Genomic DNA, 25,965 nt, shown 5'->3' on the forward strand with positions numbered 1-25,965 from the left:
ATAATGGGAATGGAAGGTGTTGGATATGCCTTATCAAACTGCTTTACTCTTACTTACAAGTTGTTCAATTTCAGTTGGAGGTCTAGGTTTAATTGTAAATAAAGAATTAACCAATCCTGAAATACTTTCAAATGCTATCCAAGCCACTTACCATCAAAAATTAAACTTAAACAAAATAAAAATTGAACATTCACAGAAAAATCTAAAATTGAGTGTTGTAAAAGGAACCGTTAATACGAATAAAATAGGCGATTACAAAGTAACTGTTGCTTTGAAAGAATCCGGAAAAACGATTGATGAAGAGGTAGTTACTATTCTTGTAAAAGATGAAACACCACCAGTAATTAGTGCTAAAGATTCTTATGAAGTAGAAGTTCATCAGCCTTTTCAACTAGGAAAAAAAATTACTATTACAGATAACTTGGATGGAGACATTACGAATGTATCGACAATATCTGATTATCAAATAGATAAAATAGGTGTCAATCATGTAACGATTTCAGCAAATGATGAAAGCGGAAATAAAATTAATAAAATAACAGAAATAAAAGTAGTTGATAAAATCCCTCCAGTCTTGAGTGCAGAAGATAAAATAACGAATATAGGTGAATCAATAGACGTAATGACATTAGTGAGTGCAAAAGATAATTACGATGGCGATTTAACTAGTAAGGTCACTGAGACAGGAAAAGTTGATTGGAATAAAGCAGGCAAATATCCTGTGAATTATGAAGTGAAAGATCAATCAGGCAATCAAACAATTCTTACTAAAACAGTAACAGTAAAAGATAAAGCTCCTCAAATTAAAGAACCTCAAGCAACGATTACTCAAACAAAAGAAAATCAAGCTATTAGCCGTCCTTCAAATCAAGCAAATCTAGTCAACCAAAAGGAGAACATCGAAGCAGCACCATCACCGGTTCCTCAAGAAGTACAGTATCAACCAAAAACAGTGAATTTAATGGGGGAATCGATTCATTATGAGAATGCCGGACAAAGTGGTGGGCAAAATTATATCGATGAAAATCCTGGAAATGCATCAACTTGGGGTGGTGCTGCCGTGCAGTCAGGAACAGATGGATTAAATACCCACATTATCGGTCATAATCCGGGAGCTTTTTCAGGAATTTGGAATTTAGGAATTGGAAGTACAATTGTGGTCACCGATGCTGCAAATCATCCGACAGTCTACCATATTCAACGTATCTATCAAGTCACACAAAACGCAGTTGGGATAGCCGATGGTGTCAATTATTGGGATCGAATGATTGGAACTGGTGGGGGAGAGCGAGTTACCCTTCAAACATGTGAAAATAGTAGTGGAAGTGTAGATTGGGTAATTGAGGCTTCAGCGTAAAAAATGAACTCAAACTCAAACAGAAACAATTTAAAAATGAAGGGCTTTGGAATGGATAGACTCTTATCTACTCTAAAGCCCTTGCTCTTTGTAACTTGACCTATATAGTCTAATTAGACTATAATAGATGGAACGGTCTAATTAGACTATCTATATATAATGATTGAAAGAAGGAATTAACTAATGATACACTCATTTTTAATGTTGGGACAATCCAATATGGCTGGACGAGGATTTATCAAAGAGGTACAACCTATTTATAATGAAAGAATCCAAATGCTTCGTAATGGACGTTGGCAAATGATGACTGAGCCAATTAACTATGATCGTCCTGTTGCTGGAGTTGGACTAGCAGCTTCATTCGCTGAAGCTTGGTGTGAGAAGAATAAAGAAGATCAAATAGGTTTAATTCCTTGTGCTGAAGGCGGCAGTATAATAGATGAATGGCATCCAGATGGAATTCTATTTCGTCATGCCATTAGCCAAGCAAAATTTGCGATGGAAAATAGTCAACTAACAGGAATCCTTTGGCACCAAGGAGAAAGCGATAGCACTCCAGAGCGTTTTCTAGATTACTATGAAAAGTTATTACATGTTATCAAAGCATTTAGAACAGAGCTTAATGCTCCTAATCTACCATTAATGATAGGCGGTATGCCTGATTTTTTAGGGAAAAGTGGTTTTGGAATTAGTTGTACAAAACATCATGCAGTTGATCAAGCCTTGCAAAAAGTTGCTTTTGAACAGGAATATTGTTACTTTGTGACTGCAGCAGAACTGACAGCAAATCCTGATGGAATTCATATCAACGCTCTTTCACAACGTCGCTTTGGTTTACGTTACTTCGAGGCCTTTGATAACAGCCGACATGTAATGGAACCGCTAGAAGGTGAAGAAAAAAGATTGGGGAATTTAAGCAAAAGAGCCTACACCCAAGGGGAAAAAATTTATTTGGCAAGTGTGGAGATGGCATTAGGAACTATTAGTTATCCTGAATTTGAAGCGAAGTTGGGAAATCTTTTTCGAAAATAAAAGGAGGGTCTGTTTTTTGATTCCATTAATTATCTTAGGTCTATTAAAGCAAAATCCAGGCTCGTATGGCTACGAACTCTTAGCCCTTATGGACTTACGCTACTATAAATATATCGTAAATTATACTAAAGGCTCTTTTTATTATCATTTGCAACAAATGGAAGAAAAGGGACTTATTAATAAGATAGAACCGATAGCCGTAAAAAATACCCATGAGGCTCACCACTATGTGATGACTGAATTAGGCGAGAAAGAGTTTGAGAAGTTGATGCATAAGTACGGAACAAAAACCGATTATGTTAAACTATCATTTTTTGGTGCGATGCTATTTGTTGAGGAATATCCTAGCGAAAAGTTTGAAGAAATTGTAAAAGAGCAACTAACTGAAACAAAGAACAGAATTAATTTATTAGAACAGTCACTTAAAACCGAGCAGGAGTTGCCAACCTATTTTAGAAAGATGCTAGAAAATTCTAGGTCTCATCATATAGTGAATTTAGAATGGTTTGAAGAGATGTTAACTAATGAGGAAATAAATGAAAGTTGACTAAATTATACGCAAAAAAGCTTGCTGAATTTCAAACTAATTGAAATTCAGCAAGCTTTTTATTATTTTTTTAAATCTTCAATCGAATTGATATTTTCCATATAAGTTGGAACAACTAACCCAAGTTGCGCCCCTTCAAGATTGGGTCCTAAGTCATCGACTTTATCTTTATAATCTTTGTAAAAGGCTCCAGAAGTACGTGGCAACCATGCAGCGACCATACCATCTGCAGCATCCGTTGCAACAGATGCCCACATTGGTTGAATTTCCATTGCCTGAATCGTTGTGTCATAGCCTAATTGGTTTAAGACTAGAGCGACCACATTTGTAGAAGCAATTTCAGAATCCCAAGCAACATAGGTTAATTTTAACTTATGGTTGTCAACTTTTGAAACACCTTTTGTCCATTCAGCTACTGCATCAGGATTTGCTTTAATCCATTTTTCAGCAGCTTTTTCAGGATCCATCCCATTGTTGACATCTAACATCACGTCAGACATCTCTTCTGGCGTCCAGTGGAAGCGATCTAGCACCGTGTAAGCAGAAGGTTCATCTTTTTTTAAACCTTGGCGCACGATCGTATGGATGCTTTCAGCAGTACCGAAAGATTCTTTAGGATCTTTTAAGAATTTTAAATCATATTTAGTAAACATCCAGTGAGGCGTCCAACCTGTTACAACAATTGGTCGCTTATCTTTGATTGCTTTTTCAAGTGTACTTGTCATGGCAGCAGAAGAGCTTGGTTGTAATTGCCAATTTGTTAATTTGTAATCTTCAATCGCTTTATCCGTTGCAGACATAATACCGCCACCTGCATCGATTCCTGTAATCGTGTAATTGATTTGTTCACCAAGTGGTTTTTTTGCATTATAAGGTTCAAGACCAGTAGCACAACTACTTAATAGAATCAAAAAGGAGGCAGCTAATAACAGCGTCATTAATTTTTTCATCATTGATTCCTCCTTAGCGAGTTCGTTTATCTTTTGTAAATGCTTGAGTCAAACGGTCTAAAATGATAGCTAAAATAACGATTGCTAAACCAGCAGTAAATCCGTTACCAGCGTCATTACGACCAACAGCAAAGTAAACTTTTGTTCCAAGTCCCATTGTTCCAATCATTGAAGCAATAACAACCATTGAAAGAGCAAGCATGATACTTTGGTTAATCCCAGCCATAATGGTTGATTTTGCGATTGGCAACTCGACTTTAAAAAGTTTTTGCCAACCAGTTGATCCAAATGAATCTGCAGCTTCATCTAATTCAGTTGGGACACTACGAATACCTAGGTTTGTCATACGAACAGTTGGAGGCATTGCAAAAATAACAGAAGCAACAACCCCAGGCACCATTCCAATACCAAAGAAGGCAACAGCAGGAATCAAGTAAACGAAAGCTGGCATTGTTTGCATAAAGTCAAGAATCGGACGGATGATTTTTTCAGCAATTCTGCTTTTTGACATCCAAATACCAAGAGGTACGCCGATTACTAAGGCAACAAAACTACTTGTTAAGACTAACGTTAAGGTCTGAGTCATATCACGCCAGAACCCTAAGTTCCAAATAAACAATAAGCCAAAGAATGAAAAGGCAATTAGTCCCCATTTTTTTCCGTTGCGGTTAACGTAGTAAACGCATGCTACAACAAGGACGATAAACAGCCAAATTGGTAAAATATCAAAGACCCATTGGAAAACGCTAGCGATGCTTGCGATAATCACGGAAATTACATTAAAGAATCCTTCAAATTTTGTTAAGTTTTCAACGAGTGAATCAATCCAATCAGCGATTGGAATCATTGGTATATTAGACATGTTGTGGTACCTCATTTCCTGCTAACGCAGCCAGAACAGAACCGCGCACAATTATTCCTTTAAGTTTGTTATTTTCAATAACGGCCATTGGAACCGCCATAGTTGAAACAGTGTCCATCAAATCAGCGATAGGTGTATCTGGTTCAGTTGTTACGATGTCACGGTGAATGATTTCTTCAAGCGACGATTTCTTTTCATTGATTAAATCTAAGACTTCTTTAGCATGAACCATTCCAATTAACTCACGATGACGATTGACAACAAAAATACTTGAGATGCTTTCTTCACGCATGCGTTTTAAGGCAACACGAGGTCCATCTTTTTCGATTGAAATAGTAGACGGGCGAATCATCACATTGCTTGCTGTAAAGACTTTAGAGCGATCCACATCTTCGATAAATTTCTCAACATAGTCGTTTTCAGGACTCGTTAAGATATCTTCAGGAGTACCGGTTTGAACAACAGCACCATCGCGCATAATCATAATACGATCGCCGATTCTTAAGGCTTCATTTAAGTCATGAGTGATAAAAATAATTGTTTTTTGAACAGTACTTTGTAATTCTAACAATTGATTTTGCATTTCTTTTCGGTTTAATGGATCTAAGGCAGAGAAGGCTTCATCCATCAATAAAATATCTGGGTTATTCGCTAATGCTCTTGCAAGACCAACACGTTGTTGCATCCCACCTGATAATTGGTCTGGGTATTGTTCCCCATAGCCATTTAAGCCAACTAAATCCAACGCTTCATTGGCACGTTGTGTGCGTTCGCTTTTATCAATATCTTGAATTTCTAAGCCATATTCTGTATTTTTTAAAATAGTACGATTTGGAAACAAGCCGAAGTTCTGGAAAACCATACTCATACTTTTACGACGAGTTTCGCGTAAGGTCTTTTTATCCATATTGACTAAGTCAACATCATCTAAATAAATATCGCCAGATGTTGGTTCAATCAGACGATTTAGCAGACGAATCAAGGTTGATTTCCCACTACCTGACAATCCCATAATTACAAAAATCTCGCCTTCTTCAACGTTGAAACTTACGTTATCAACCCCGATAGTAGCGCCTGTTTCTTTTAAGATGTCTTTCTTAGACTGACCATCTTTTAACATCGAAAGTGCTTTAGCGCTTTTTTTTCCAAATACTTTGGTAAGATGTTCAACTTTAATTTTTGACAAAACAATTTCCTCCTTTTTTAATCAAACACTGTAGTTTAATTAAAACACGATACGAACAAAATGAAATGACAATGACCTAGAAGACAAGGAAGTATTTCCCTGCAGTAAATCAAAATGATTAAGCTCTTTTTGTTATTTCGGTTTCAATTAATCTGTTTTGTACATTGAAAATGCCCTGATTTAAAAAGCATGTCTATTATTCTAACATTAAATAAAAGAAAATGAAAACTGATTTGTTTTCAAAAAAAGCTTGAAAAGTCGGGTTATCCGCATTGTAGTAGTCGTTAGAAAGAATTTAAAAAAAATTTTATTTTCACGAAGAAACCGCTTACCTTAATAAAGAAAAAGTTGTTTTTCTACTATTAAAATTGTATTCTAAAAAAGAATGACGGGTTTAATAAAAGGGTGGAGGTGAAAGAAAACGTGACGAATAAAATAAAAAAACAAATTTTAGAGGATACAAAAGAGTTTGTCTTTCAAACGCTAAATAACGAAAAAAGCGGACATGATTGGTTTCATATTCAACGAGTGGTAAATTTGACTAAACAAATTGCACAGCAAGAAGCAAGACAGGTAGATGCTTTTGTTTGTGAAATGGCCGCATTACTTCATGATATACCTGATGAAAAACTTAACGTAACGCCAGAAATCGGGAAACAACGAGTGGAACATTGGTTGAAGCGTCAAAAGCTAGCGTTAGTAGATCAAACAGCTATTTTAACGATAGTTTTAAACCTTTCTTATAAAGGTGGAACGAACAAAGTACAGTTAGAAACCATTGAAGGGAAAATTGTTCAAGACGCAGATCGATTGGATGCAATGGGAGCCATAGGGATTGCTAGAACAATGATTTATTCAGGGCATCATGGTCGACCTATGCACGACCCGGCAAAGCAACCAAGAACGAACATGACGTTAGCAGAATATCGCTCTAACGAAGATACGGCGATTATGCATTTTTATGAAAAGTTATTAAAGTTAAAAGATACCATGAATACAACTACTGGAAAAAAATTAGCCAATGAAAGACATTTGTATATGGAAAACTATTTAAAAGAGTTTTTTGCAGAATGGAATGGCGAAAAGTAGCAAATTCTAGAATTAACTTGTTTCTATATTATGATAGAAGCAAGTTTTTATTTTATGAGTGTAGTGAATAAATAGAATGATTATACATATCAACTATTTTTGATTAAGCAACTGTTGGAAAAGCTTTACACATCAATGGTTCACTTAAATAAGTCTGTTGAAACAGTAAAAGAATAGAAAGTAAAGGCTTACAATAAGATGGGTTTTTAGTTAGAAAACGAGGTTAATAAACTAGTTTTTTTGTGGGTTGTGATACAATAAACATGAGTAGAACATGCATACTCATTCAATCAATTCCGAACCACAAAAGGAGGAAGGCAAGTGAATAAGAAAAAATTTACGATGCCCACATCGTATACCGTTTTATTTTTAATTATTGTGGCAATTGCTATTTTAACTTGGTTGATCCCATCGGGTGCTTATGAGACCACTAAAGCAGGCAATATTATTGCAGGAACTTATCATCAAACTGCTTCTCATCCACAAGGATTATGGGATATTTTTATGGCACCAATTAGAGGGATGCTAGGAACTGAAACAACGCCAGGCGCAATGGAAATTTCATTTTTTATTATTGTAATTGGTGGCTTTTTAGGGGTTATTACAAAAACAGGAGCATTGGACGCGGGAATTAGTTCAGTGGTAAAAAATAATAAGGGACGTGAAAAACGTCTTATTCCCATTTTAATGATTTTATTTGCATTAGGCGGTACCTCATTTGGAATGGCAGAAGAGACAATGGCCTTTTATCCGTTGTTGATTCCAGTCATGATTGCAGTAGGCTTTGACTCCATTGTAGCGGTTGGAATTGTGTTAATTGGTTCACAAATTGGATGTTTGGCCTCAACAACAAACCCCTTTGCAACAGGTGTGGCTTCACAAGCATTAGGAATTAGTCCAGGAGATGGCATTATTTGGCGGATTCTTTTATTGGTAGTGACCTTGTCTGCTGGAATTATTTATGTGTATCGTTACGCATCAAAAATCGAAAAAAATCCAGAAGCTTCTCTAATGTATCATCAACGAGAAGCTGATTTAGAACATTTTAAAATCAATGAAAATATGGAAAGTATTACACCAAAACAAAAAAAAGTATTAACTCTTTTTATTTTAACTTTTGTTATTATGATTTTTGGTCTGATTCCGTGGTCATCGATTAATCCAAAATGGACCATTTTTGAAACTTTTAATACATGGTTAACGAACCTTCCATTATTGGGGGCATTAATTGGAAAAGATATCGCTCCTTTTGGAACGTGGTATTTTACTGAAATTACAATGCTGATGTTTTTAATGGCAGTTATTATTGGAATTGTTTATCGTATGAAAGAGGAAGATTTTGTTTCAACTTTTATTAGTGGTGCAGGGGAATTACTGGGGGTCGCTTTAATTTGTGCGATTGCAAGAGGGATTCAAGTGGTAATGAACGACGGAATGATAACAGCGACTGTTTTACATTGGGGCGAACAAGGACTAAGTGGCTTATCTTCAGTTGTCTTTATTGTGCTAACCTTTATTTTCTATATTCCAATGTCTTTCTTAATTCCTTCTACTTCTGGCTTAGCAGCAGCTACAATGGGGATTATTGGACCAATGGGGAATTTTGCTGGTGTGCCAGAGCATTTGGTTGTAACGGCTTATCAAGCAGGTTCAGGTATTGTGAACTTAATTACACCAACGTCAGGGGTTGTCATGGGTGGTTTGGCTTTAGCAAGGGTTGACTTGACGATTTGGTTGAAATTTATGGTAAAATTAATTGTCATCTTGTTTATTTTGACTTGTATCGTACTAAGCATTGCAGCAGTGATGTAAGTACGAATCTTAAAAAATAATGGAAAGAAGGGCTAAATTGTGAAATCATTTGTTACAAAAGAACACCAAGCAGCTTGTATTGAAACCATTCAAACATTAATTAGTTACCCATCTTATTTAAGAGAAACGAATACTGAAGGCACCTTATTTGGTAAGGACATTCAAAAGGTATTAGAAAAAACATTGGACATTTGTCAAGATCTAGGGTTTAAAACCTATCTAGATCCAGAAGGCTATTATGGATATGCAGATTATGGAGATGGAAAAGAAATTTTAGCCGTTCTTTGTCATTTAGATGTTGTGCCACCAGGCAATGAAGAGTTATGGGAAACACCAGCATTTGAAGGTGTGATTCGTGATGACTTTTTATTTGGACGTGGTTCACAAGACGATAAAGGGCCAGCGATGGCAGCTCTTTATGGAATGAAAGCCTTGATTGATGCAGAAGTTGAATTTGATAAACGAATTCGCTTTATCTTTGGAACGGATGAAGAAAACTTATGGCGATGTATGGATAAATACAATGAAAAAGAAGAAAAAGCAGTAATGGGTTTTGCACCAGACGCTGAATTTCCTTTAACGTTTGCTGAAAAAGGTTTGTTACAAGTAAAACTAAAAGGCAAAGGATCAAAGGGTATTGCAGTGGCATGTGGAGATGCATTAAACGTTGTTCCAGCAGAAGCACGATACAAAGGTCCACTTAAAGAAGCATTGAAATCCGAACTTGAAAAATTAGGATTTAACTATAAGATGGAAAATGAAACTGTGGTGGTTTTAGGGAAATCCATTCATTCAAAAGATGCAAATCAAGGAATCAATGCCGTTACTCGTTTAGCAATGGCTCTTCAAATGATTACAAAATCAGAAGCCATTGATTTTATTGCAAATGAAGTCAAGGAAGATGCACGTGGAATCAAGCTATTTGGCGAAGTAGAAGATAACGCTTCTGGTATTTTGACCTTCAACGTTGCTTCTTTAAATGTAGATGAAAACGAGTCCGTAATTGGTATTGATATTCGCATTCCAGTAACTGTTAACAAAGACGAGATCGTTGCAACACTTACGGAAGTAGCGAAAAAGTATCATCTCAAATATGAAGAATTTGATTATCTAGCGTCACTTTATGTACCGTTAGAATCAACGTTAGTTGAAACATTATTAGGCGTATATCGTGATAAAACAGGGGATTTCTCAGATCCAATGACGTCAGGCGGAGCAACTTTTGCTAGAACAATGGATAATTGTGTGGCATTTGGTGCGGTTTTCCCAGATTCTCCGATTACTTTTCATGAAGCAAATGAAAAAATGTCCTTGCGAGATATCTATGGAGCTATGGACATTTACGCGGAGGCAATTTATCGTTTGGCAGGCAAGTAAACTTTTGAGACTAGAAGATTTTTCTTCTAGTCTTTTTTCATAAAAATTTTCTAATTTAAGGCAACATGATATACTAAAATAAAAGAAATTTGTATGGAGAGAGGTGTAAGGCATGAAAAAGGAAGTTGGAGTTTGGTTAAGGGAAGCACGGGTGAGTGATGGAGAGTTGCTAGCAAGTTATTTCTTAGAAGATAGTCATTTTACTTCGTTGCCAATGGACGCAATGACTCAGACATTGTATGAAGTTGAAAAGCATCCTATTATGATTTTAAAAGAGGAGGCATTCGTTGGTTTTTTTATTTTGCAGGTTGGTATTGGAGTGGAGCCTTACACTGATAATCCCAATGCCATTTTATTGCGAGCGTATTCCATTGATGATCGCTATCAAGGAAAAGGGTATGGAAAAGAGTCCATGTCTACTCTAAAACCCTTTATTAATGAACACTTTCCACAAGTAAATGAAGTTGTACTTGCTGTTAATCACATGAATATAGGGGCACAGATGCTTTATTTAAAATCAGGGTTTTATGATACTAAAAGAAGAATTAACGGTGAACTGGGCGTTCAATTGATCTATTCAATGGATTTATAATAACAAAGGAAACTTGCTGATGATTAGTAGCAAGTTTCTTTTTAAGTTGGATGAATTGACTTTTAATCAAAGGCGCAGTATTGTAAAGATAAACCAAAACGATTACATGTGTAGTCGTAGATAGAGGAGGGATTATTATGGATTCGATGAAGAATCATTCAATGGACCCACACGATATGAAAGGAATGGATCACGAAGAAATGAGTGGGATGGAACATATGGCACACATGGGGAATTTAAAACAAAAGTTTTTAGTTTCGCTATTACTCGCCATTCCGATTATTCTATTATCTCCAATGATGGGGCTGGAATTGCCTTTTCAAATTACGTTTAAAGGATCAGATTGGCTTGTTTTGTTATTAGGAACGATCCTATTTTTCTACGGAGGAAAGCCTTTTTTAAGTGGAGCTAAAATGGAGCTAAAGGCTCATAGTCCGGCAATGATGACGCTAATTGCTTTAGGAATTTCGGTTTCTTACTTTTATAGTGTCTATGCTTTTATCAGCAATCACTTCTTACCAAATCAGCCACATGTTATGGATTTCTTCTGGGAATTGGCAACGTTAATCGTCATTATGTTACTGGGACACTGGATAGAAATGCGAGCTATTAGTAATGCTGGAGATGCCTTAAAAAAAATGGCGGAATTGTTGCCAAATGAAGCGACGATCATTGACTCAACTTCTTTAAAGACAAAACAAATTCCCTTATCAGAAGTTGCAATCGGAGATTTGTTGCAAGTGAAGGCAGGCGAAAAAATACCAGCAGATGGAATTGTCGAAGCAGGAACGACTAGTATTAATGAAGCGATGGTTACTGGGGAAGCGAAGTCTGTTAAAAAGCAAGTGAAAGATAAAGTGATTGGCGGTTCGGTTAACGGTGAAGGGACGATCACTATTAGTGTTACTGGAACGGGTGAGTCTGGTTATCTAGCTCAAGTAATGGCTTTAGTTGGCAGTGCAAAAGAAGAAAAATCAGCCGTAGAGTCGCTTTCTGATCGAGTAGCAAAATGGTTGTTTTATGTAGCGCTGAGCGTAGGGATTTTAGCATTTGTAAGTTGGTTGTTTATTACGAAAGAAATCAACACGCCCTTAGAACGAATGGTGACGGTATTGGTGATTGCCTGTCCCCATGCGCTAGGACTAGCAGTTCCTTTAGTTACCGCACGTTCCACTTCACTTGGTGCTAAAAATGGTTTATTGATCCGGAATAAAAATGCACTTGAATCTGCGAAAAAAGTGGATGTCATCTTAATGGATAAAACCGGAACTTTAACAGAAGGGGATTTTAGCGTGACTGCAATTGAAAGCTTCAAATCAGACTATTCAAGACTAGATATTTTAAAAATAGCAGGAGCTTTAGAACAAAAATCGAGTCATCCTTTAGCAACGGGTATTTTAAAAAGAGTAGAGGAAGAAAAAGTGAAACTTCCAACAGCTAGTGAAGTTCAAGCGATACCAGGTGTTGGATTATCAGGAACAATCAATCACCAAAACATAAAAATAGTGACCGCATCCTATTTGATGAAACAAAAAGGTGCATTTGATCAAGAACAGTTCAATCAATTAGCTGGGGAGGGAAATTCTGTTAGTTATTTAATGATTGAAGAAACAGTCATAGGGTTAATTGCTCAAGGAGATAAAATCAAAGAAAATGCCTCTCAATTTATTAAGGAACTATTGGATAGAGGGATTCAACCAGTAATGTTGACTGGCGATAACCAAGCAGCAGCAAAAATAGTTGCAGACAAAGTTGGAATTCAAACATTCTACGCGAACCTTCTGCCAGAGGAAAAAGAAAAAATGGTGGCAAGGTATCAACAAAAAGAGAAAACGGTGATGATGTTAGGGGATGGAGTAAATGACGCCCCTAGCTTAGCAAAGGCAGATGTTGGCATCGCAATTGGCGCAGGGACGGATATTGCGATTGATTCAGCAGATGTGATTTTAGTGAAAAGCGATCCGCTTGATACCCTACATTTTCTATCCTTAGCCAAAAATACTACTAGAAAAATGATTGAAAACTTATGGTGGGGTGCCGGATACAATATTATTGCGATTCCTTTAGCTGCGGGGATTCTAGCTCCGATTGGAGTTGTATTAAGTCCTGCCGTTGGATCAGTCTTAATGTCATTGAGTACGGTTGTAGTAGCATTTAACGCGTTATTATTAAAAATCGATCACTAAAGAATCAACTTTCTAACAGGTATGTTCTGTTGGAAAGTTGATTTTTTTAATGAAGTAGAAGCGAGCTGCAAAGAAATAGAGTATAATAGTTTTGAACCCAAATGGGAATCCAAATGAAATAGGTGTATAACAAAATGATTGATTTTTCTTATGCCAAAATGCGTCAAATAATTGTCCATTTTGTAGGCAATAAAGCACAAGAGCAAGGGTATGAAATTGCAGATAATATTATTGAAGAACTGGATGAAGAAATGACCGCCGTGTTAAATGAAATTTTCTTATCTCCCTTTAAAAGTGAAACAACAAACCATTTTTCACACTCAACAAGCTTAGATTATAACGAAGCGTACAATTACATTCGTAAAATTTTTAATGAAGAAACTTCTTTTTTTGAAGGGTCGGTTGATTTATTAAAGCAACTGTATGAAGCGTCTAGCCATCCCAATGTCAAATCAGGGGATTTGTGGTTGATTTATTTAAACGAATGCATCATTGAAGGGGAATTAACCGATGCGATTGGAATTTTTAAAGTTGAAAACAAAGAAGTTTTCTTAAAAAATGAATTTAATCAGCAATCGGTTACGATTGGGTATGAAAAAGGAATCACTAAAAAAGACATTGATAAAGCTTGTATTGTTTTTAACCTGCAGGAAAAAGATGGCTACCGCGTTGTTGCGTTAGACAATTTAACGAGGGGAGAAAGCGTGTATTGGAAACAACATTTTTTAGGCATTGAAAAAGTCCTAGACGACACGCTATTAGCAGAAAGTTTTGTGAATATCTGTGCGGAATTTGTCAAAAAAGACGATGAAAGCTTAGTTGGAAAATCAACTTTTATTAAAGAAGCACAAGAATATTTAGAAGTTCAGCCAGAAATCAATTTGGAAGACTTTGCAGATACGTTGGTAGAAGAATCAAAGCAAGAAGAATTTAAGACAGTCGTTGCAAACTATGAAAAAACCCATGCAGTGACGTTTCCTGATAATTTTAAAGTAAATGAGAAAAATAAAGAAGCTTTTTCTAAAAAAGTCAAAAATAAAATCAAAATCAATAATAACATTTCAATTGTTGTAAAAGATGTCAATCAGCTAACTGAAAAGGATATGGTGGAAGGCTTCGATGAAGTGGAAAAACGAAAATACCTTAAAATTTATTATTAGCAGGAAGCAAAAGGAGTGGTTAGTGGATGAAGATGAATTTTAAAGGGCTTGCCCTTGTCCTTATAACGTTACTTGCAACAAGCTATTTTGGAATTCGGTTTTATCAACAACAGCAACTTCCTAAAGTTCCCACTGAAGAACAAACTGCAAAAAATCCTGTTTTTTTGATACCAGGAACGAATGCAACGAATAAACGTTTTAATAGCTTTACGGAATCGTTGATGGAGGAACAGGTGACTAGCAACGCAGCCCTAAAAATTCAAGTTAAAAAAGATGGCAAGATTCACTATTTAAATCAATTGAAAAAAAGTAGTGAGCGTCCTTTTATCGTTGTCGGTTTTGAAGACAATACCGAAAAAGCAGTAGATATTGAAGCTAAATGGTTTCAAAACGTAGTGCTAGACGTCAAAAAAAAATACCCGTTTTCGACTTTTGATGCTGTGGGTCATTCAAATGGAGGATTAGTCTTAGCGACTTATTTAGAGAACTATCAAACAACCTCAAATCCCCAAATGAATCGCTTGATAACCATTGCAACGCCATTTAATGATACAAAAGCCGAATATAACGACAATAATCTAGCCTTTACAGAAGTGAAAAAAGCGAGCCATCTATTAACTAATTTTACTGAAAAACAAACGCAATTGCCTTCGTCGTTAAAGGTTTTGGCAATAGCTGGAGATCAAGAAAAAAATGAGACGCATAGTGATGGCGTAGTTCCTGTACAAAGCGCATTAGCTAGTCGGCTATTTATCAAAAAGCAAGTGGCAAGCTATCAAGAAAGCATCATTACTGGCAAACAAACAGGTCATAGTGACTTGTTAGATAATTCAAAGGTACAAAAACAAGTGAAGGCATTTATTTATCAAGATGAGAATTAGCATTGTAGCGAATAAAGCTATTAACAAACGCGTTGTAGTTTACTTTCTGTTTCCTTATACTGAATAAAAGGAGTGATGTGAATTGTTGAGAAAAGATCGTAAAAATCTGAGGTATCAATATGGCTACTATTCATTTTTAGTGTTTATTGGGTTATTTCTTATGAATCAATTTCTGACTGGAACTGGCTTTCAGTGGGCGGAAACCAATCGTTTAGAAACATGGATTTTATTGTTGTTTAGTTCCTTTTATTTTGGTGTAATGACGAGTTGGAAAGGTGCGCTGGGTCATGAAGCGAGTATTAAAAAAAGAATGATTTTATTTTATTTTGTTATGAGTATCACAGCCTTCGCTGTAACGGTTACCAACTATAAAATAGAAGCAATCATGGTAAATGGCAAATTGCAATTTGTTGCGAGTATTTATTTAATAAGTATTTATTGGTTTTTAATAGCCTTGTTAAGCTTGTATCAACGTAAAAAACAATTGGGAAAAATCATTTAATAGGAGAGGATAGAATGAAAGCGTATGGTTATGAAAATCCAAAATATTCAGTGTTTTTATCCGTTGCCAAACAACTAAATGAATGTGGAATTGTTCCGGTTTTAATGGGTTCACTAGGTCTTGAGATTGTAACAACTAAAAATTGGGATGTTGGAGATATTGATATACATATTCCAGGAGATAGCAGGGGATGGTCAGCTCCGGTTGAAGAAATCATTTACCAATGGGAAGAAGTAAAAAAACAACTTGAAGGATTAGGTTTCTCATTGGTTGATTTACACGAGCATGCTTTTGAAAAAGGAACCTTGCGAGTTGAATTTTCAGTTATTGATACACTGCCTGAATTTGCAGGAATTGCCTTAGATGACATTAAGCAAATAGAAGATCAAGAGATACGTTATCGACTTTTAAATGCCACTCAATATTATCAACTTTATCAAGCTTCTTCTAAAGATAGTTACCGAAATCAGAAAAATAATCAAAAGGATTTTGCAAAAATAGCTTATTTAGCTGAACACTTAAAATAACTTCAAAAGTTGACGAATGAAAAAAGGCTTGGTATGATAAAGAACGTAAAATAAATTAATAGAACAACCATCACAAAGGGGTGCTGCAAATGCGGCTGAGATTGAATCAAGTGGATTCTAACCCTTCGAACCTGTTCGTTAGTACGAGCGTAGGAATTGTGACGGGGCGACGATGATAAAAAGAATCATTCAGCTCCTCCTTTGTTGTGTGGCACTGTTCGACACATTCAAAGGAGGAGTTTTTTTTATGTCAAAAACAAAGTTAACCATCTGGATTGAAGGAACGATTTGTGCGGCACTTGCAATCGTTTTGTCATTTTTACCAACAAATATCGGAGCAAATTTCACCATTTCATTAGGAATGATTCCGCTTATTCTTTTTAGTTTTAGAAGAGGAGTAGCAGCAGGAATTGTTGCTGGATTTTTATGGGGCGTTCTGCATTTTTTAGTTGGAAATGTGGCTATTTTAAATTTACTACAAGGCTTTATAGAATATTTTATCGCGTTTATGTTTACGGGATTTGCAGGCGTAGTAGCCAGCCAAGTACGAGAATCAATCGTGACTAGGCAACGTAGGAAAATGGTGAGCTATATTATAGTGGGAACTTTTATTGGAACATTCGCCCGCTTCTTTTGGCATTTCGTAGCAGGATTTTATTTTTGGGGAAGTTATGCTCCAAAGGGAATGAGTGCGGTTTGGTTTTCCTTTATTATGAATGGGGGAAGCGCATTGGCAACAGGAATTGTCACCAGTGTTGTTTTAGTGATTGTGGCTGCTACAGCACCCGACTTATTTCTTTCGAAAGAAACAAGTTGGCTAAAAAAATAAGAATTTTAAAAAGGGACTTTGACAGGGTCCTTTTTTTATTAGAAAAAGAATTATTTTTATAAATGAGATAAGATTTTAGTAGCTAAAAGAAAAACTTCATAGTAAGATAATAAAGAATTAAGTTCGTTTAAAGGAGGCTTTTATGAATACTATTTTACTTGTTATCGCTCTTGTGACATTGATTAATATTTTTTTAGCTATCATCACAGTTTTTCGTGAAAAGCGAGATATAGCAGCCACGTGGGCATGGTTGCTCGTCCTTGTTTTATTACCGGGAATTGGGTTTATTGCGTATCTTTTTGTTGGTAAAAAAATCTCTCGAGAGAAAATTTTTGATATTAAGACGCAGGAAAGCATTGGAATGAGTGAACTTGTTTTGGCTCAAAAAGAAATGCTTGCGGAAGATGAATTGCTGTCAAGCAAACAAAGTAATGAAAATACAAAAGAAATGGCAAGTTTATTTTTGGAAAGCGATGAATCGATTTTAACCAAAGGAAATGAATTGAAGATTTTTACCGATGGAAAAGAAAAATTTGATCATTTGATTCATGATATCCAACAAGCCAAACACCATGTTCATTTATTGTATTATACGTTTCATCAAGATGAGCTAGGAAATCGAGTTTTAGCAGCATTGGAAGAACGAGCTGCAGCAGGTGTTGAAGTGTTAGTTATCTATGATGCGATGGGATCTCGCTCAACCAAGCATCGCTTTTTTAAGAACTTAGAGAAATTAGGTGGCAAAGCAGAACCGTTCTTTGGTTCTCATTGGACGATTATAAATTTGCGTTTGAATTATCGAAATCATCGTAAAATTGTGATTATTGATGGGAAAGTCGGATATATTGGAGGATTCAATATAGGAGATGAATATTTAGGGAAAGTGAAAAAATTTGGTTATTGGCGTGATACGCATCTTCGAATTGAGGGGAATGCCGTTTTGGCTCTACAAAGTCGATTTTTAATGGATTGGAATGCAGCTGTTGTAAAACAAAAATTTGATTACAAAGAAGAGTACTTTCCATTAAGCAAAAATCACGGAAAAACCAATATGCAAATTGTCTCTAGCGGACCAGATTCAGAATTGCAACAAATTAAAAAAGGCTATTTAAAGATGATTAGTATGGCAAAAGAATCGATTTATATCCAATCGCCCTATTTTATTCCAGATGACAGTGTGTTAGATGCTATTACAATAGCTGCGATGTCTGGAATTGATGTACGGATTATGATTCCAAATAAGCCAGATCATCCATTCGTTTACAGAGCAACCACTTATTTTGCAGGCGAGATGGTAAATGCGGGTGCGAAGGTGTATATTTATGATAACGGCTTTTTACATGCGAAGACAATGGTAATTGATGGCGAAATTGCTTCAGTTGGTACAGCAAACCTTGATTTTAGAAGCTTTAAATTAAACTTTGAAGTCAATGCCTTCATTTATGATCCTGTAATCGCACAAGATTTAAAACAAATATACGAAAAAGACATTGAAAAATGTCATTTATTAACAAAAGAGTTACTAGATCAGCAAAGTCGCTGGATGAAGTTTAAACAAGAATTCTCCAGATTATTGTCACCCATCTTATAAAAAATTGCATAATTTTCTACCGAAAACGTATAAATCTTACTTCACAAAAGAGTTGATTTATGCGTTTTTTTTGATAAAATTTAATGATTTCAGTGTGTCTGATTTGAAAGATAGGACTTTTTCATGGATAATAGAAGAGAAGACGTATTTCTTTTTGTTTATTTATGCAAAAATAATAAAAAACTAATGGGGTGAATCGATTGTTAGAATTCAAGAATGTTTCAAAAATTTATAAAGGTGGAAAAAAAGCAGTTGATGACGTCAATTTAAATTTTGAAAAAGGCGAATTTATTGCGTTTATCGGTACCAGCGGTAGTGGGAAAACAACTACGATGAGAATGATCAACCGTATGATTGAACCAACATCGGGACAAATTTTAATCAATGGGGAAGATATTGCTAAGACAGATCCAGTGGAATTGCGCCGCAAGATTGGGTACGTCATTCAACAAATCGGATTAATGCCACATATGACAATTCGTGAAAATATTGTTCTTGTTCCTAAATTATTAAAATGGCCAGAAGATAAACGTAAAGAGATTGCAGATCGTTTAATCAAGCTGGTTGATTTACCAAATGACTTTCTTGAACGCTACCCATCTGAATTATCTGGTGGACAGCAACAACGGATTGGAGTTGTTCGTGCATTAGCAGCTGACCAAGATATTATTTTAATGGATGAACCTTTTGGTGCGCTAGATCCTATTACCCGTGAAGCCTTGCAGGATTTAGTCAAGCAGTTGCAACAAGAAATGGGAAGAACCATTATATTTGTAACCCATGATATGGATGAAGCCCTTAAGCTCGCAGACAGAATTGTGATTATGCGAGAAGGTCGAGTGGTTCAATTTGACACGCCAGATAATATTTTACGCGAACCAGCTGATAAATTTGTTGAAGAATTTATTGGGCATGATCGTTTGATTCAAGCACGTCCGAATATTCAAACGGTTGAACAAGTGATGTTGAAAACGCCAATCTCCATTACACCAGGCAAATCATTAACAGAAGCCATTCGCTTGATGCGCGATAAACGAGTGGATACTTTGTTGGTAACTGACGATGCGGGGATCTTAAAAGGGTATATTGATATTGAAAGTATCGATTACAACCATCGTACTGCTACAAGTGTAGGGGATATTATGAGTAAGAACGTCTTCTTTGTTCGCAAAGATTCCTTATTACGTGATACGGTTCAACGTATTTTAAAACGTGGACTTAAATATGTACCAGTTGTAGATGATGCAGGAAAATTAGTAGGAATCGTTACAAGAGCAAGTCTAGTAGATGTCGTTTACGATACTATTTGGGGAGACGATGATTCGGAAGAAACGGTACCAGCTAATGAAAAGAATGTCGAAGTTAAGGAAAGCAATGAGTAGAAAGGGGAACTAAAAAATGATTGAATTTTTAAATACCTATGGCTCAGAGCTGTTGCTTAAAACGTGGGAACATCTTTATATTTCTGCAGTGGCTCTCGGGCTAGGCATTATCGTAGCAGTGCCATTAGGCGTCTTGTTAACTAGAACAAAGAAAACAGCTTCCGTTGTTATTGGAATTGCAAGTGTATTACAAACGGTACCATCGCTAGCGTTGTTAGCCTTAATGATTCCAATTTTTGGGATTGGGAAGTTTCCCGCTATTGTAGCACTTTTTATCTATTCCTTGCTTCCTATTTTAAGAAATACTTATTTAGGAGTAAAAAATGTTGATCCCAATTTAAAAGATGCTGCTAAAGGAATGGGCATGACAAATTTTCAGTCCATTCGAATGGTTGAATTGCCATTAGCAGCACCTGTGATTATGGCAGGTATCCGTTTAGGTGCCGTATATGTCATTGCTTGGGCAACGTTAGCTTCATACATTGGAGCAGGTGGTTTAGGAGACTTTATCTTCAATGGATTAAATCTTTATAAACCAGCACTGATTATCGGTGGGACAATTCCGGTAACAATTTTAGCCTTATTAGCTGACTTCTTACTTGGAAAACTCGAACACTGGATTACACCCATTTCACTTCGTACAAATGACTAGGAGGAAAACCAAAAATGAACACAATGAGAAAATCTAAGAACATTGTGGCACTTTTCTTGGTTGCACTTGTTCTGAGTAGTTGCAGTTTGCCAGGATTAGGTGGCGATGCGGGAAAAGATGCCATTACAGTGACGGGTGGCGTAACGACGGAAACACAAATTTTAGCAGGTATTGTCAAAGGGATGATTGAACACTATACCGATCAACCAGTTCAAGTCATCAATAATTTAGGATCAACAACGATTAACCATCAAGCAATGATAAATGGAGATGCGAATATTTCAGCTGCTCGTTATACGGGAACGGATTTAACGTCAACGTTGCAAATGACAGCCGAGAAAGATCCTAAAAAAGCAATGGACATTGTTGTAAAAGAATTTGAAGAACGCTACAAACAAAAATATTACCCTTCTTATGGATTTGCGAATACCTATGCTTTTATGGTCACGAAAGAAACTGCTGAAAAATATCAGTTGAAAAAAATTAGCGATTTCAAAAAAGTTGCCGATCAATTAAATGCAGGTGTAGACAGCTCTTGGTTAGAAAAAGAGGGTGACGGTTATCGTGCATTTAAAGAGGACTATGGTTTTGATTTTAAACGTGTCTATCCAATGCAAATTGGGTTAGTTTACGATGCGCTAGCTGCTGGAAAAATGGATGCGGTACTAGGCTATTCAACGGATGGTCGGATTGCAAGTTATGATTTAGTTGTCTTAGAAGATGACTTAAAATTTTTCCCACCCTATGATGCCAGTCCTGTTGCAACAGATGCTATTTTAAAAGCCTATCCTAAGTTAAACGGGATTTTAGAAAAGCTTGAAGGTAAAATTGATACAAAAACCATGCAACAATTAAATTACAAAGCAGATAATGACTTGATTGAACCAGAAGTTGTTGCGCAAGACTTCTTAAAAGAACACGATTATTTTAGCAAAGGAGACAACTAAAATTATGGAAAATATGAATTTATTTGAGCAATTGATTTATTATTTTAATCAAAATGGCTCCTATGTTTTCAGCCAATTTATGCGCCACTTTTTAATCTCCATTTATGGTGTATTATTTGCAGCCGTGATTGGGATACCAATTGGGATATGGATTGCCCGTCATACGAAATTAGCTAGTTGGGTCATTGGTATGGCAAATGTGATTCAAACGATTCCTTCATTAGCAATGTTGTCTATTTTGATGTTAGGCTTAGGATTGGGCGTAAACACTGTTATTGTGACTGTCTTTTTATATTCATTATTGCCAATTATCAAGAATGCTTATACAGGTTTGAGAAGCGTTGATCGTAATATTTTAGATTCAGGAAAAGGAATGGGAATGACGAAATTCCAAATTCTTTATATGGTAGAATTGCCACTGTCGCTATCCGTAATTATGGCAGGGATTCGAAATGCACTCGTAGTCGCAATCGGAATTACCGCAATTGGTTCATTTATTGGAGCAGGTGGTTTAGGGGATATCATTACGAGAGGAACCAATGCTACTGATGGAACGGCCATTATTTTAGCAGGAGCATTGCCAACTGCCTTTATGGCTATCATTAGTGACTTAGTATTAGGATTTTTCGAACGGAAATTAGATCCCGTACAAGCAACTAGTAAAATATAGTGATAAAAAACGAACCAGATTCATTCTGATCTGAATTCGTTTTTTATTTTGAAATTAAAAGAGTGAAAACTTAGGAGGTGAAACAATGAAAAAGAATCAAAAAATAAGTATATTATTACTATTAATGTTGCTAATAGGTGGTTGTGGCTTGCCAGGTTTATCTAGTAATGGAAAAAATGGAGAGGCTATCAAAGTAACGGGTGGTGTCACGTCGGAATCTCAGATTTTAGCGAGTATAGTTGGGGGCATGATTGAACATGAATTAAAGGAACCGGTTATTTTAATCAATAATCTTGGTTCTGCAAATATTAACCATCAAGCCTTATTAAATGGAGATGCAGACATTGCAGCTGCTCGATACTCAGGAACAGATTTAACGACGTTGTTGCAACTCCCTGCTGAAAAAGATCCAAAAAAAGCCTACCAAATTGTTAAAAAAGAATTTGCTAAACGATATGATCATGTTTACTTTCCTTCTTATGGATTTGCGAATAGTTTTTCTTTTATGGTCACGAAAGAGACCGCTGAAAAATACCATTTAAAAACAATTAGTGATTTAAAAGCAGTGGCGAACCAACTAGAAGCAGGTGTTGATACCACTTGGCTAAAACGTGAAGGAGATGGCTATCCTGCCTTTACAAAAGAATACGGTTTTGACTTTAAGCGAGTGTATCCGATGCAAATCGGGTTAGTTTATGACGCATTAGCTGCTGGTAAAATGGATGTTGTCCTCGGCTATTCAACAGATGGCCGAATTGGCAGTTACAATCTACAGATTTTAGAAGATGATCGGCACTTTTTCCCACCATATGATGCCAGTTTAGTTGCAACAAAACAAATTTTAGAAAAATATCCTAAACTTGCGCCAGTTTTAGAAAGATTGGATGGCAAAATTTCCACTGAAACGATGCAGAAATTGAATTATCAAGTAGACAATGATTTAATGGAACCAAGTGTAGTCGCAGAAAAATTTTTAAAAGAACATCATTATTTTAAATAAAAAAACCTGAGAAAGATGTGGATACGAAAAGCTAGTTTATAGTACTAGTTTTTAGTATGACCCACTTCAATCTCAGGTTTTTAATTTGCTATACGTATATGACGGATGTCTTTAAAATCAATCATATAGGTTGTGTTTTGGTTTGAGCTCTCTAAGATAGCACGATGTTGCTCCGTTGGAGAGTAACGAAGAATACCTGTATGTTCATTAATTGCAAGAATGTGTTTGGTTTTATTAACTTGGATGACGATCGGTTTTCTTTTTTGATAGGCTTGGTTTAAGAAAAAAAGAATTTGTGCTTGTGGCATTTGTGAGTGAACTTGAAGAGTTTCCTTATGACCGACAGTGACTTTCTTTTGTAAAAAACTAAAAGGGCGAAGCTGACTTGTTGCAAAATAGTTTTCCATGATTAAAACCTCCGAACGTTTGTTTGTTAAATCTATTATACGAACAAACGTTCACTTTTGCAAGCTTTTTCTTTTTTATTTTTTGAAGAGTATAATTTTAGGCAAAAACATGCAATAATAGAGGTAAATTTTGTAAGTGTTTAGAGGAGTGAGAGAAATGAGTTTTCAATTAATAACCGATTCATGTTCAGACTTGCCAGTATCATTTGTTGAAGAACACCAAATAGCCATTATTAGTATGACCATTCAATTAGAAGGGGAAGAATTAGTGGATGATTTAGGCAAAACGTTTGATAAAGATGCTTTTTTTCAAGATTTAAAAAACGGGAAAATAGCGACAACATCTCAAATCAATATTGGAACCTACTATGAAATGTTTAAACCATTTGTTGAAAAACAACAAGACGTTCTATATTTAGCTTTTTCTTCAGCTTTAAGTGGGTCCTATAATAACGCATTAGCAGCTGTCGAAATGCTGAAAGAAGAGTTTCAAACAGTCAATATCACTGTAATTGATACAAAAGCAGCTTGTCTAGGAGAAGGATTATTAGTCTACCAAGCAGCGTTATTAAAAGAACAAGGAAAAAGCTTGGCAGAGGTTGCTAGTTGGGTAGAAGAAAATAAAATGAATCTCCATTCATGGGTGACTGTGGACGACTTGAAGCATTTAGAACGAGGGGGTCGAATTTCATCGGTGGCAGCAACAATGGGCTCGTTATTAAATGTAAAGCCGATTATTATCGTCAATAAAGCAGGCGGTCTGGTTCCGATTAGTAAAGTTCGTGGACGTAAACGTTCGTTGAATTATTTGATTGATAAAACCGTTGAAGGGATTCAAAACCCAACTGAGCAAACGATTCTAGTAGGTCATGTAGGTGTACCAGAAGAAGCTGAACAAGTAAAATTAGAATTAGTAAACCGTCTGAACGTCAAAGAAGTTCTTGTCTATTCTTTTGGTCCAACGATTGCAAGTCATACGGGATTTGGTTCGGTTGCTATTTTTTCATTCGGTTCAAAAAGAGTCGAATAATTAAGTTCATCATTTTAATCAAGGAGCAATTAAATGTTAAGAAAAAATAAATTAAAACACTCTTATTGGCAATTATCTCCTGTTCAATTTTTATCATTAGGTTTTTTAAGTACAATTTTGATTGGTGGCTTTTTATTGTCGTTGCCTTTTGCAGCCAGTAATCATCAACCCACCAATTTAATTGATGCCTTATTTACCGCGACATCAGCTGTTTGTGTAACGGGTTTAGTTACACTAAACACCGCACTTCATTGGAGTTTGGCTGGTAAATTAATTATCATGTTGTTAATTGAGATTGGCGGTCTAGGGTTTATGTCCTTCACCGTTTTTATTCTTTTTTTATCAAAAAGAAAAGTCAATTTAAAGATGCGCATTATTATGAAAGAAGCGTTAAACATCGATGAATTATCAGGTGGTATTAATCTAGTTATCTATATTTTAAAATTCTCTATTGGTGTTCAGTTATTAGGAGCACTACTTTTAATGATAGATTTTATTCCTAAGTATGGTATTGGAAAAGGTATTTTTTATAGCATTTTTCATGCTATTTCGGCATTTTGTAATGCGGGATTTGATTTATTTGGCAACAGTTTGGAATCCTTTCAAAAAAATCCCTATGTATTACTGGTCTTAAGTTTATTAATTGTGGCAGGCGGACTAGGTTTTATTGTCTGGCGTGACTTGTTGACCTACAAAAAAAATAAGCGCTTTTCATTTCACACTAAATTAACACTAATCGTAACATCGTTGTTGCTTATTAGTGGCTTTGTTTTATTTTTATTAATAGAAGGCAATTTAGGTCAAATGAGCTCATTAAATTGGTTCGACCGTATGATGAATACGTTATTTCTAGCCATTACACCTAGAACAGCTGGTTTTAACAGTATTTCTTATAATGATCTAAGTTACGCGAGTATTTTATTAACTTGCTTTTTTATGTATATCGGTGGCTCATCTGGTTCAACCGCAGGCGGACTTAAAACATCCACTTTTGGTGTGTTGGTTATTCATGCCCTCTCGATTTTTAAAGGAAAAGAAGAAACGCAATTTTTAGGACGTACGATTAATATTAAAACCGTCAATCGATCGTTTGTTCTGCTTTTTACAACAATGTCAATCATCACAACGGCCATTGTATTGTTGAGTATTACAGAAACCTTGCCAGAAAATGTGGGGTTGAATACATTATTTTCGAAGTTTTCTCTGCTTTTGGAACGGTGGGGGTAACGCTAGGATTAACATCAGAATTGACTGCTATTGGGAAATTTTTGGTTATGGGATTGATGTTTATTGGTCGAGTGGGTATTTTCACAATCTTATTATCGCTTATCAAAAAAGATACAACCTACACTGGGAAAATTAGATACCCGGAAGAAACCACGATTATAGGGTGAAAG

Annotated in this window: 24 protein-coding genes, 1 pseudogene and 1 riboswitch; of the genes and pseudogenes, 21 read left to right on the forward strand and 4 right to left on the reverse strand. The window is 35.9% G+C overall.

Annotation, left to right across the window (positions count from 1 at the left end; translation table 11 throughout):
• Nucleotides 1–25: 25 nt before the first annotated feature.
• From BR52_RS12520 to BR52_RS03850, 3 genes are all read left to right on the forward strand, one after another.
• The gene (locus BR52_RS12520; RefSeq protein WP_051915624.1) at nucleotides 26–1,357 is read left to right on the forward strand and encodes an immunoglobulin-like domain-containing protein; all 1,332 of its coding nucleotides are present in this window, start codon (nucleotides 26–28) and stop codon (nucleotides 1,355–1,357) included.
• A 183-nt stretch (nucleotides 1,358–1,540) separates the two neighbouring features.
• Complete coding sequence (locus BR52_RS03845) at nucleotides 1,541–2,389, forward strand: sialate O-acetylesterase (protein ID WP_034569349.1); 849 nt, start codon at nucleotides 1,541–1,543, stop codon at nucleotides 2,387–2,389.
• Nucleotides 2,390–2,405: 16 nt separating this feature from the next.
• Nucleotides 2,406–2,936: a PadR family transcriptional regulator gene (locus tag BR52_RS03850; RefSeq protein ID WP_034569351.1), complete on the forward strand. Its 531-nt coding sequence runs from the start codon at nucleotides 2,406–2,408 to the stop codon at nucleotides 2,934–2,936.
• Between the two features lie 62 nt (nucleotides 2,937–2,998).
• Here the strand turns inward: BR52_RS03850 and BR52_RS03855 are convergent, their stop codons facing one another.
• Genes BR52_RS03855 through BR52_RS03865 form a run of 3 tightly spaced genes read right to left on the reverse strand, consistent with a single transcriptional unit; the run spans nucleotide 2,999 to nucleotide 5,934 of the window.
• Nucleotides 2,999–3,886, reverse strand: a complete 888-nt coding sequence (locus BR52_RS03855; protein WP_115588672.1) for a glycine betaine ABC transporter substrate-binding protein — start codon at nucleotides 3,884–3,886, stop codon at nucleotides 2,999–3,001.
• A gap of 13 nt (nucleotides 3,887–3,899) precedes the next feature.
• Complete coding sequence (locus BR52_RS03860; protein WP_034569355.1) at nucleotides 3,900–4,748, reverse strand: ABC transporter permease; 849 nt, start codon at nucleotides 4,746–4,748, stop codon at nucleotides 3,900–3,902.
• Entirely contained in the window at nucleotides 4,741–5,934 is a 1,194-nt protein-coding gene (locus BR52_RS03865) for a quaternary amine ABC transporter ATP-binding protein (RefSeq protein WP_034569357.1), read from the reverse strand. Before BR52_RS03865 ends, BR52_RS03860 begins: the two co-directional genes overlap by 8 nt.
• Nucleotides 5,935–6,357: 423 nt before the next feature.
• Between BR52_RS03865 and BR52_RS03870 the strand changes: the two genes are divergently transcribed.
• The 16 genes from BR52_RS03870 (at nucleotide 6,358) to BR52_RS03945 (ending at nucleotide 23,131) form a co-directional block, all read left to right on the forward strand.
• A complete protein-coding gene (locus BR52_RS03870; RefSeq protein WP_034569358.1) occupies nucleotides 6,358–7,023 on the forward strand; it encodes an HD domain-containing protein in 666 nt (221 codons plus the stop codon).
• 342 nt (nucleotides 7,024–7,365) lie between these two features.
• Nucleotides 7,366–8,835, forward strand: coding sequence for a YfcC family protein (locus BR52_RS03875; RefSeq protein WP_034573478.1), 1,470 nt, complete (start codon nucleotides 7,366–7,368; stop codon nucleotides 8,833–8,835).
• Between the two features lie 39 nt (nucleotides 8,836–8,874).
• Entirely contained in the window at nucleotides 8,875–10,212 is a 1,338-nt protein-coding gene (locus BR52_RS03880; protein ID WP_034569359.1) for a M20 family metallopeptidase, read from the forward strand.
• 112 nt (nucleotides 10,213–10,324) lie between these two features.
• Nucleotides 10,325–10,804, forward strand: coding sequence for a GNAT family N-acetyltransferase (locus BR52_RS03885; RefSeq protein WP_034569361.1), 480 nt, complete (start codon nucleotides 10,325–10,327; stop codon nucleotides 10,802–10,804).
• A gap of 137 nt (nucleotides 10,805–10,941) precedes the next feature.
• On the forward strand, nucleotides 10,942–12,990 hold the full coding sequence (locus BR52_RS03890) for a heavy metal translocating P-type ATPase (protein WP_081890695.1): 2,049 nt from the start codon (nucleotides 10,942–10,944) through the stop codon (nucleotides 12,988–12,990).
• Nucleotides 12,991–13,124: 134 nt separating this feature from the next.
• Nucleotides 13,125–14,150, forward strand: a complete 1,026-nt coding sequence (locus tag BR52_RS03895; RefSeq protein ID WP_034569364.1) for a nucleoid-associated protein — start codon at nucleotides 13,125–13,127, stop codon at nucleotides 14,148–14,150.
• Nucleotides 14,151–14,176: 26 nt separating this feature from the next.
• Complete coding sequence (locus BR52_RS03900; protein WP_051915625.1) at nucleotides 14,177–15,031, forward strand: alpha/beta hydrolase; 855 nt, start codon at nucleotides 14,177–14,179, stop codon at nucleotides 15,029–15,031.
• An 82-nt stretch (nucleotides 15,032–15,113) separates the two neighbouring features.
• Nucleotides 15,114–15,533: a hypothetical protein gene (locus BR52_RS03905; RefSeq protein WP_034569366.1), complete on the forward strand. Its 420-nt coding sequence runs from the start codon at nucleotides 15,114–15,116 to the stop codon at nucleotides 15,531–15,533.
• Nucleotides 15,534–15,547: 14 nt separating this feature from the next.
• Complete coding sequence (locus BR52_RS03910; RefSeq protein WP_034569367.1) at nucleotides 15,548–16,060, forward strand: hypothetical protein; 513 nt, start codon at nucleotides 15,548–15,550, stop codon at nucleotides 16,058–16,060.
• 66 nt (nucleotides 16,061–16,126) lie between these two features.
• Nucleotides 16,127–16,233, forward strand: a riboswitch (TPP riboswitch).
• Nucleotides 16,234–16,307: 74 nt separating this feature from the next.
• Nucleotides 16,308–16,889: an energy-coupled thiamine transporter ThiT gene (thiT, locus tag BR52_RS03915; protein WP_034569369.1), complete on the forward strand. Its 582-nt coding sequence runs from the start codon at nucleotides 16,308–16,310 to the stop codon at nucleotides 16,887–16,889.
• A 142-nt stretch (nucleotides 16,890–17,031) separates the two neighbouring features.
• Entirely contained in the window at nucleotides 17,032–18,480 is a 1,449-nt protein-coding gene (cls, locus tag BR52_RS03920; RefSeq protein WP_034569370.1) for a cardiolipin synthase, read from the forward strand.
• Between the two features lie 191 nt (nucleotides 18,481–18,671).
• Nucleotides 18,672–19,862, forward strand: coding sequence for a betaine/proline/choline family ABC transporter ATP-binding protein (locus tag BR52_RS03925; protein ID WP_174222331.1), 1,191 nt, complete (start codon nucleotides 18,672–18,674; stop codon nucleotides 19,860–19,862).
• Between the two features lie 16 nt (nucleotides 19,863–19,878).
• Nucleotides 19,879–20,514 (forward strand): ABC transporter permease, encoded by a 636-nt coding sequence (locus BR52_RS03930; RefSeq protein ID WP_034569376.1) that lies wholly within the window; start codon nucleotides 19,879–19,881, stop codon nucleotides 20,512–20,514.
• 23 nt (nucleotides 20,515–20,537) lie between these two features.
• The gene (locus BR52_RS03935) at nucleotides 20,538–21,461 is read left to right on the forward strand and encodes an osmoprotectant ABC transporter substrate-binding protein (RefSeq protein ID WP_034573484.1); all 924 of its coding nucleotides are present in this window, start codon (nucleotides 20,538–20,540) and stop codon (nucleotides 21,459–21,461) included.
• 4 nt (nucleotides 21,462–21,465) lie between these two features.
• Nucleotides 21,466–22,131 (forward strand): ABC transporter permease, encoded by a 666-nt coding sequence (locus BR52_RS03940; RefSeq protein ID WP_034569378.1) that lies wholly within the window; start codon nucleotides 21,466–21,468, stop codon nucleotides 22,129–22,131.
• 85 nt (nucleotides 22,132–22,216) lie between these two features.
• On the forward strand, nucleotides 22,217–23,131 hold the full coding sequence (locus tag BR52_RS03945; RefSeq protein WP_034569380.1) for an osmoprotectant ABC transporter substrate-binding protein: 915 nt from the start codon (nucleotides 22,217–22,219) through the stop codon (nucleotides 23,129–23,131).
• 80 nt (nucleotides 23,132–23,211) lie between these two features.
• Here the strand turns inward: BR52_RS03945 and BR52_RS03950 are convergent, their stop codons facing one another.
• Nucleotides 23,212–23,538 carry a hypothetical protein gene (locus BR52_RS03950; protein ID WP_034569382.1) on the reverse strand — a complete coding sequence of 109 codons (327 nt, stop codon included), beginning with the start codon at nucleotides 23,536–23,538 and terminating at the stop codon, nucleotides 23,212–23,214.
• A gap of 157 nt (nucleotides 23,539–23,695) precedes the next feature.
• Here BR52_RS03950 and BR52_RS03955 point away from each other — a divergent pair, with 157 nt between their 5' ends.
• Nucleotides 23,696–24,568 (forward strand): DegV family protein, encoded by an 873-nt coding sequence (locus tag BR52_RS03955; RefSeq protein WP_034569386.1) that lies wholly within the window; start codon nucleotides 23,696–23,698, stop codon nucleotides 24,566–24,568.
• Nucleotides 24,569–24,601: 33 nt separating this feature from the next.
• Nucleotides 24,602–25,962 (forward strand): annotated as a pseudogene (locus BR52_RS03960) (TrkH family potassium uptake protein).
• The last annotated feature ends 3 nt before the right edge of the window (nucleotides 25,963–25,965 follow it).

This window comes from Carnobacterium divergens DSM 20623 (assembly GCF_000744255.1).
Classification (GTDB): Bacteria; Bacillota; Bacilli; order Lactobacillales; family Carnobacteriaceae; genus Carnobacterium; species Carnobacterium divergens.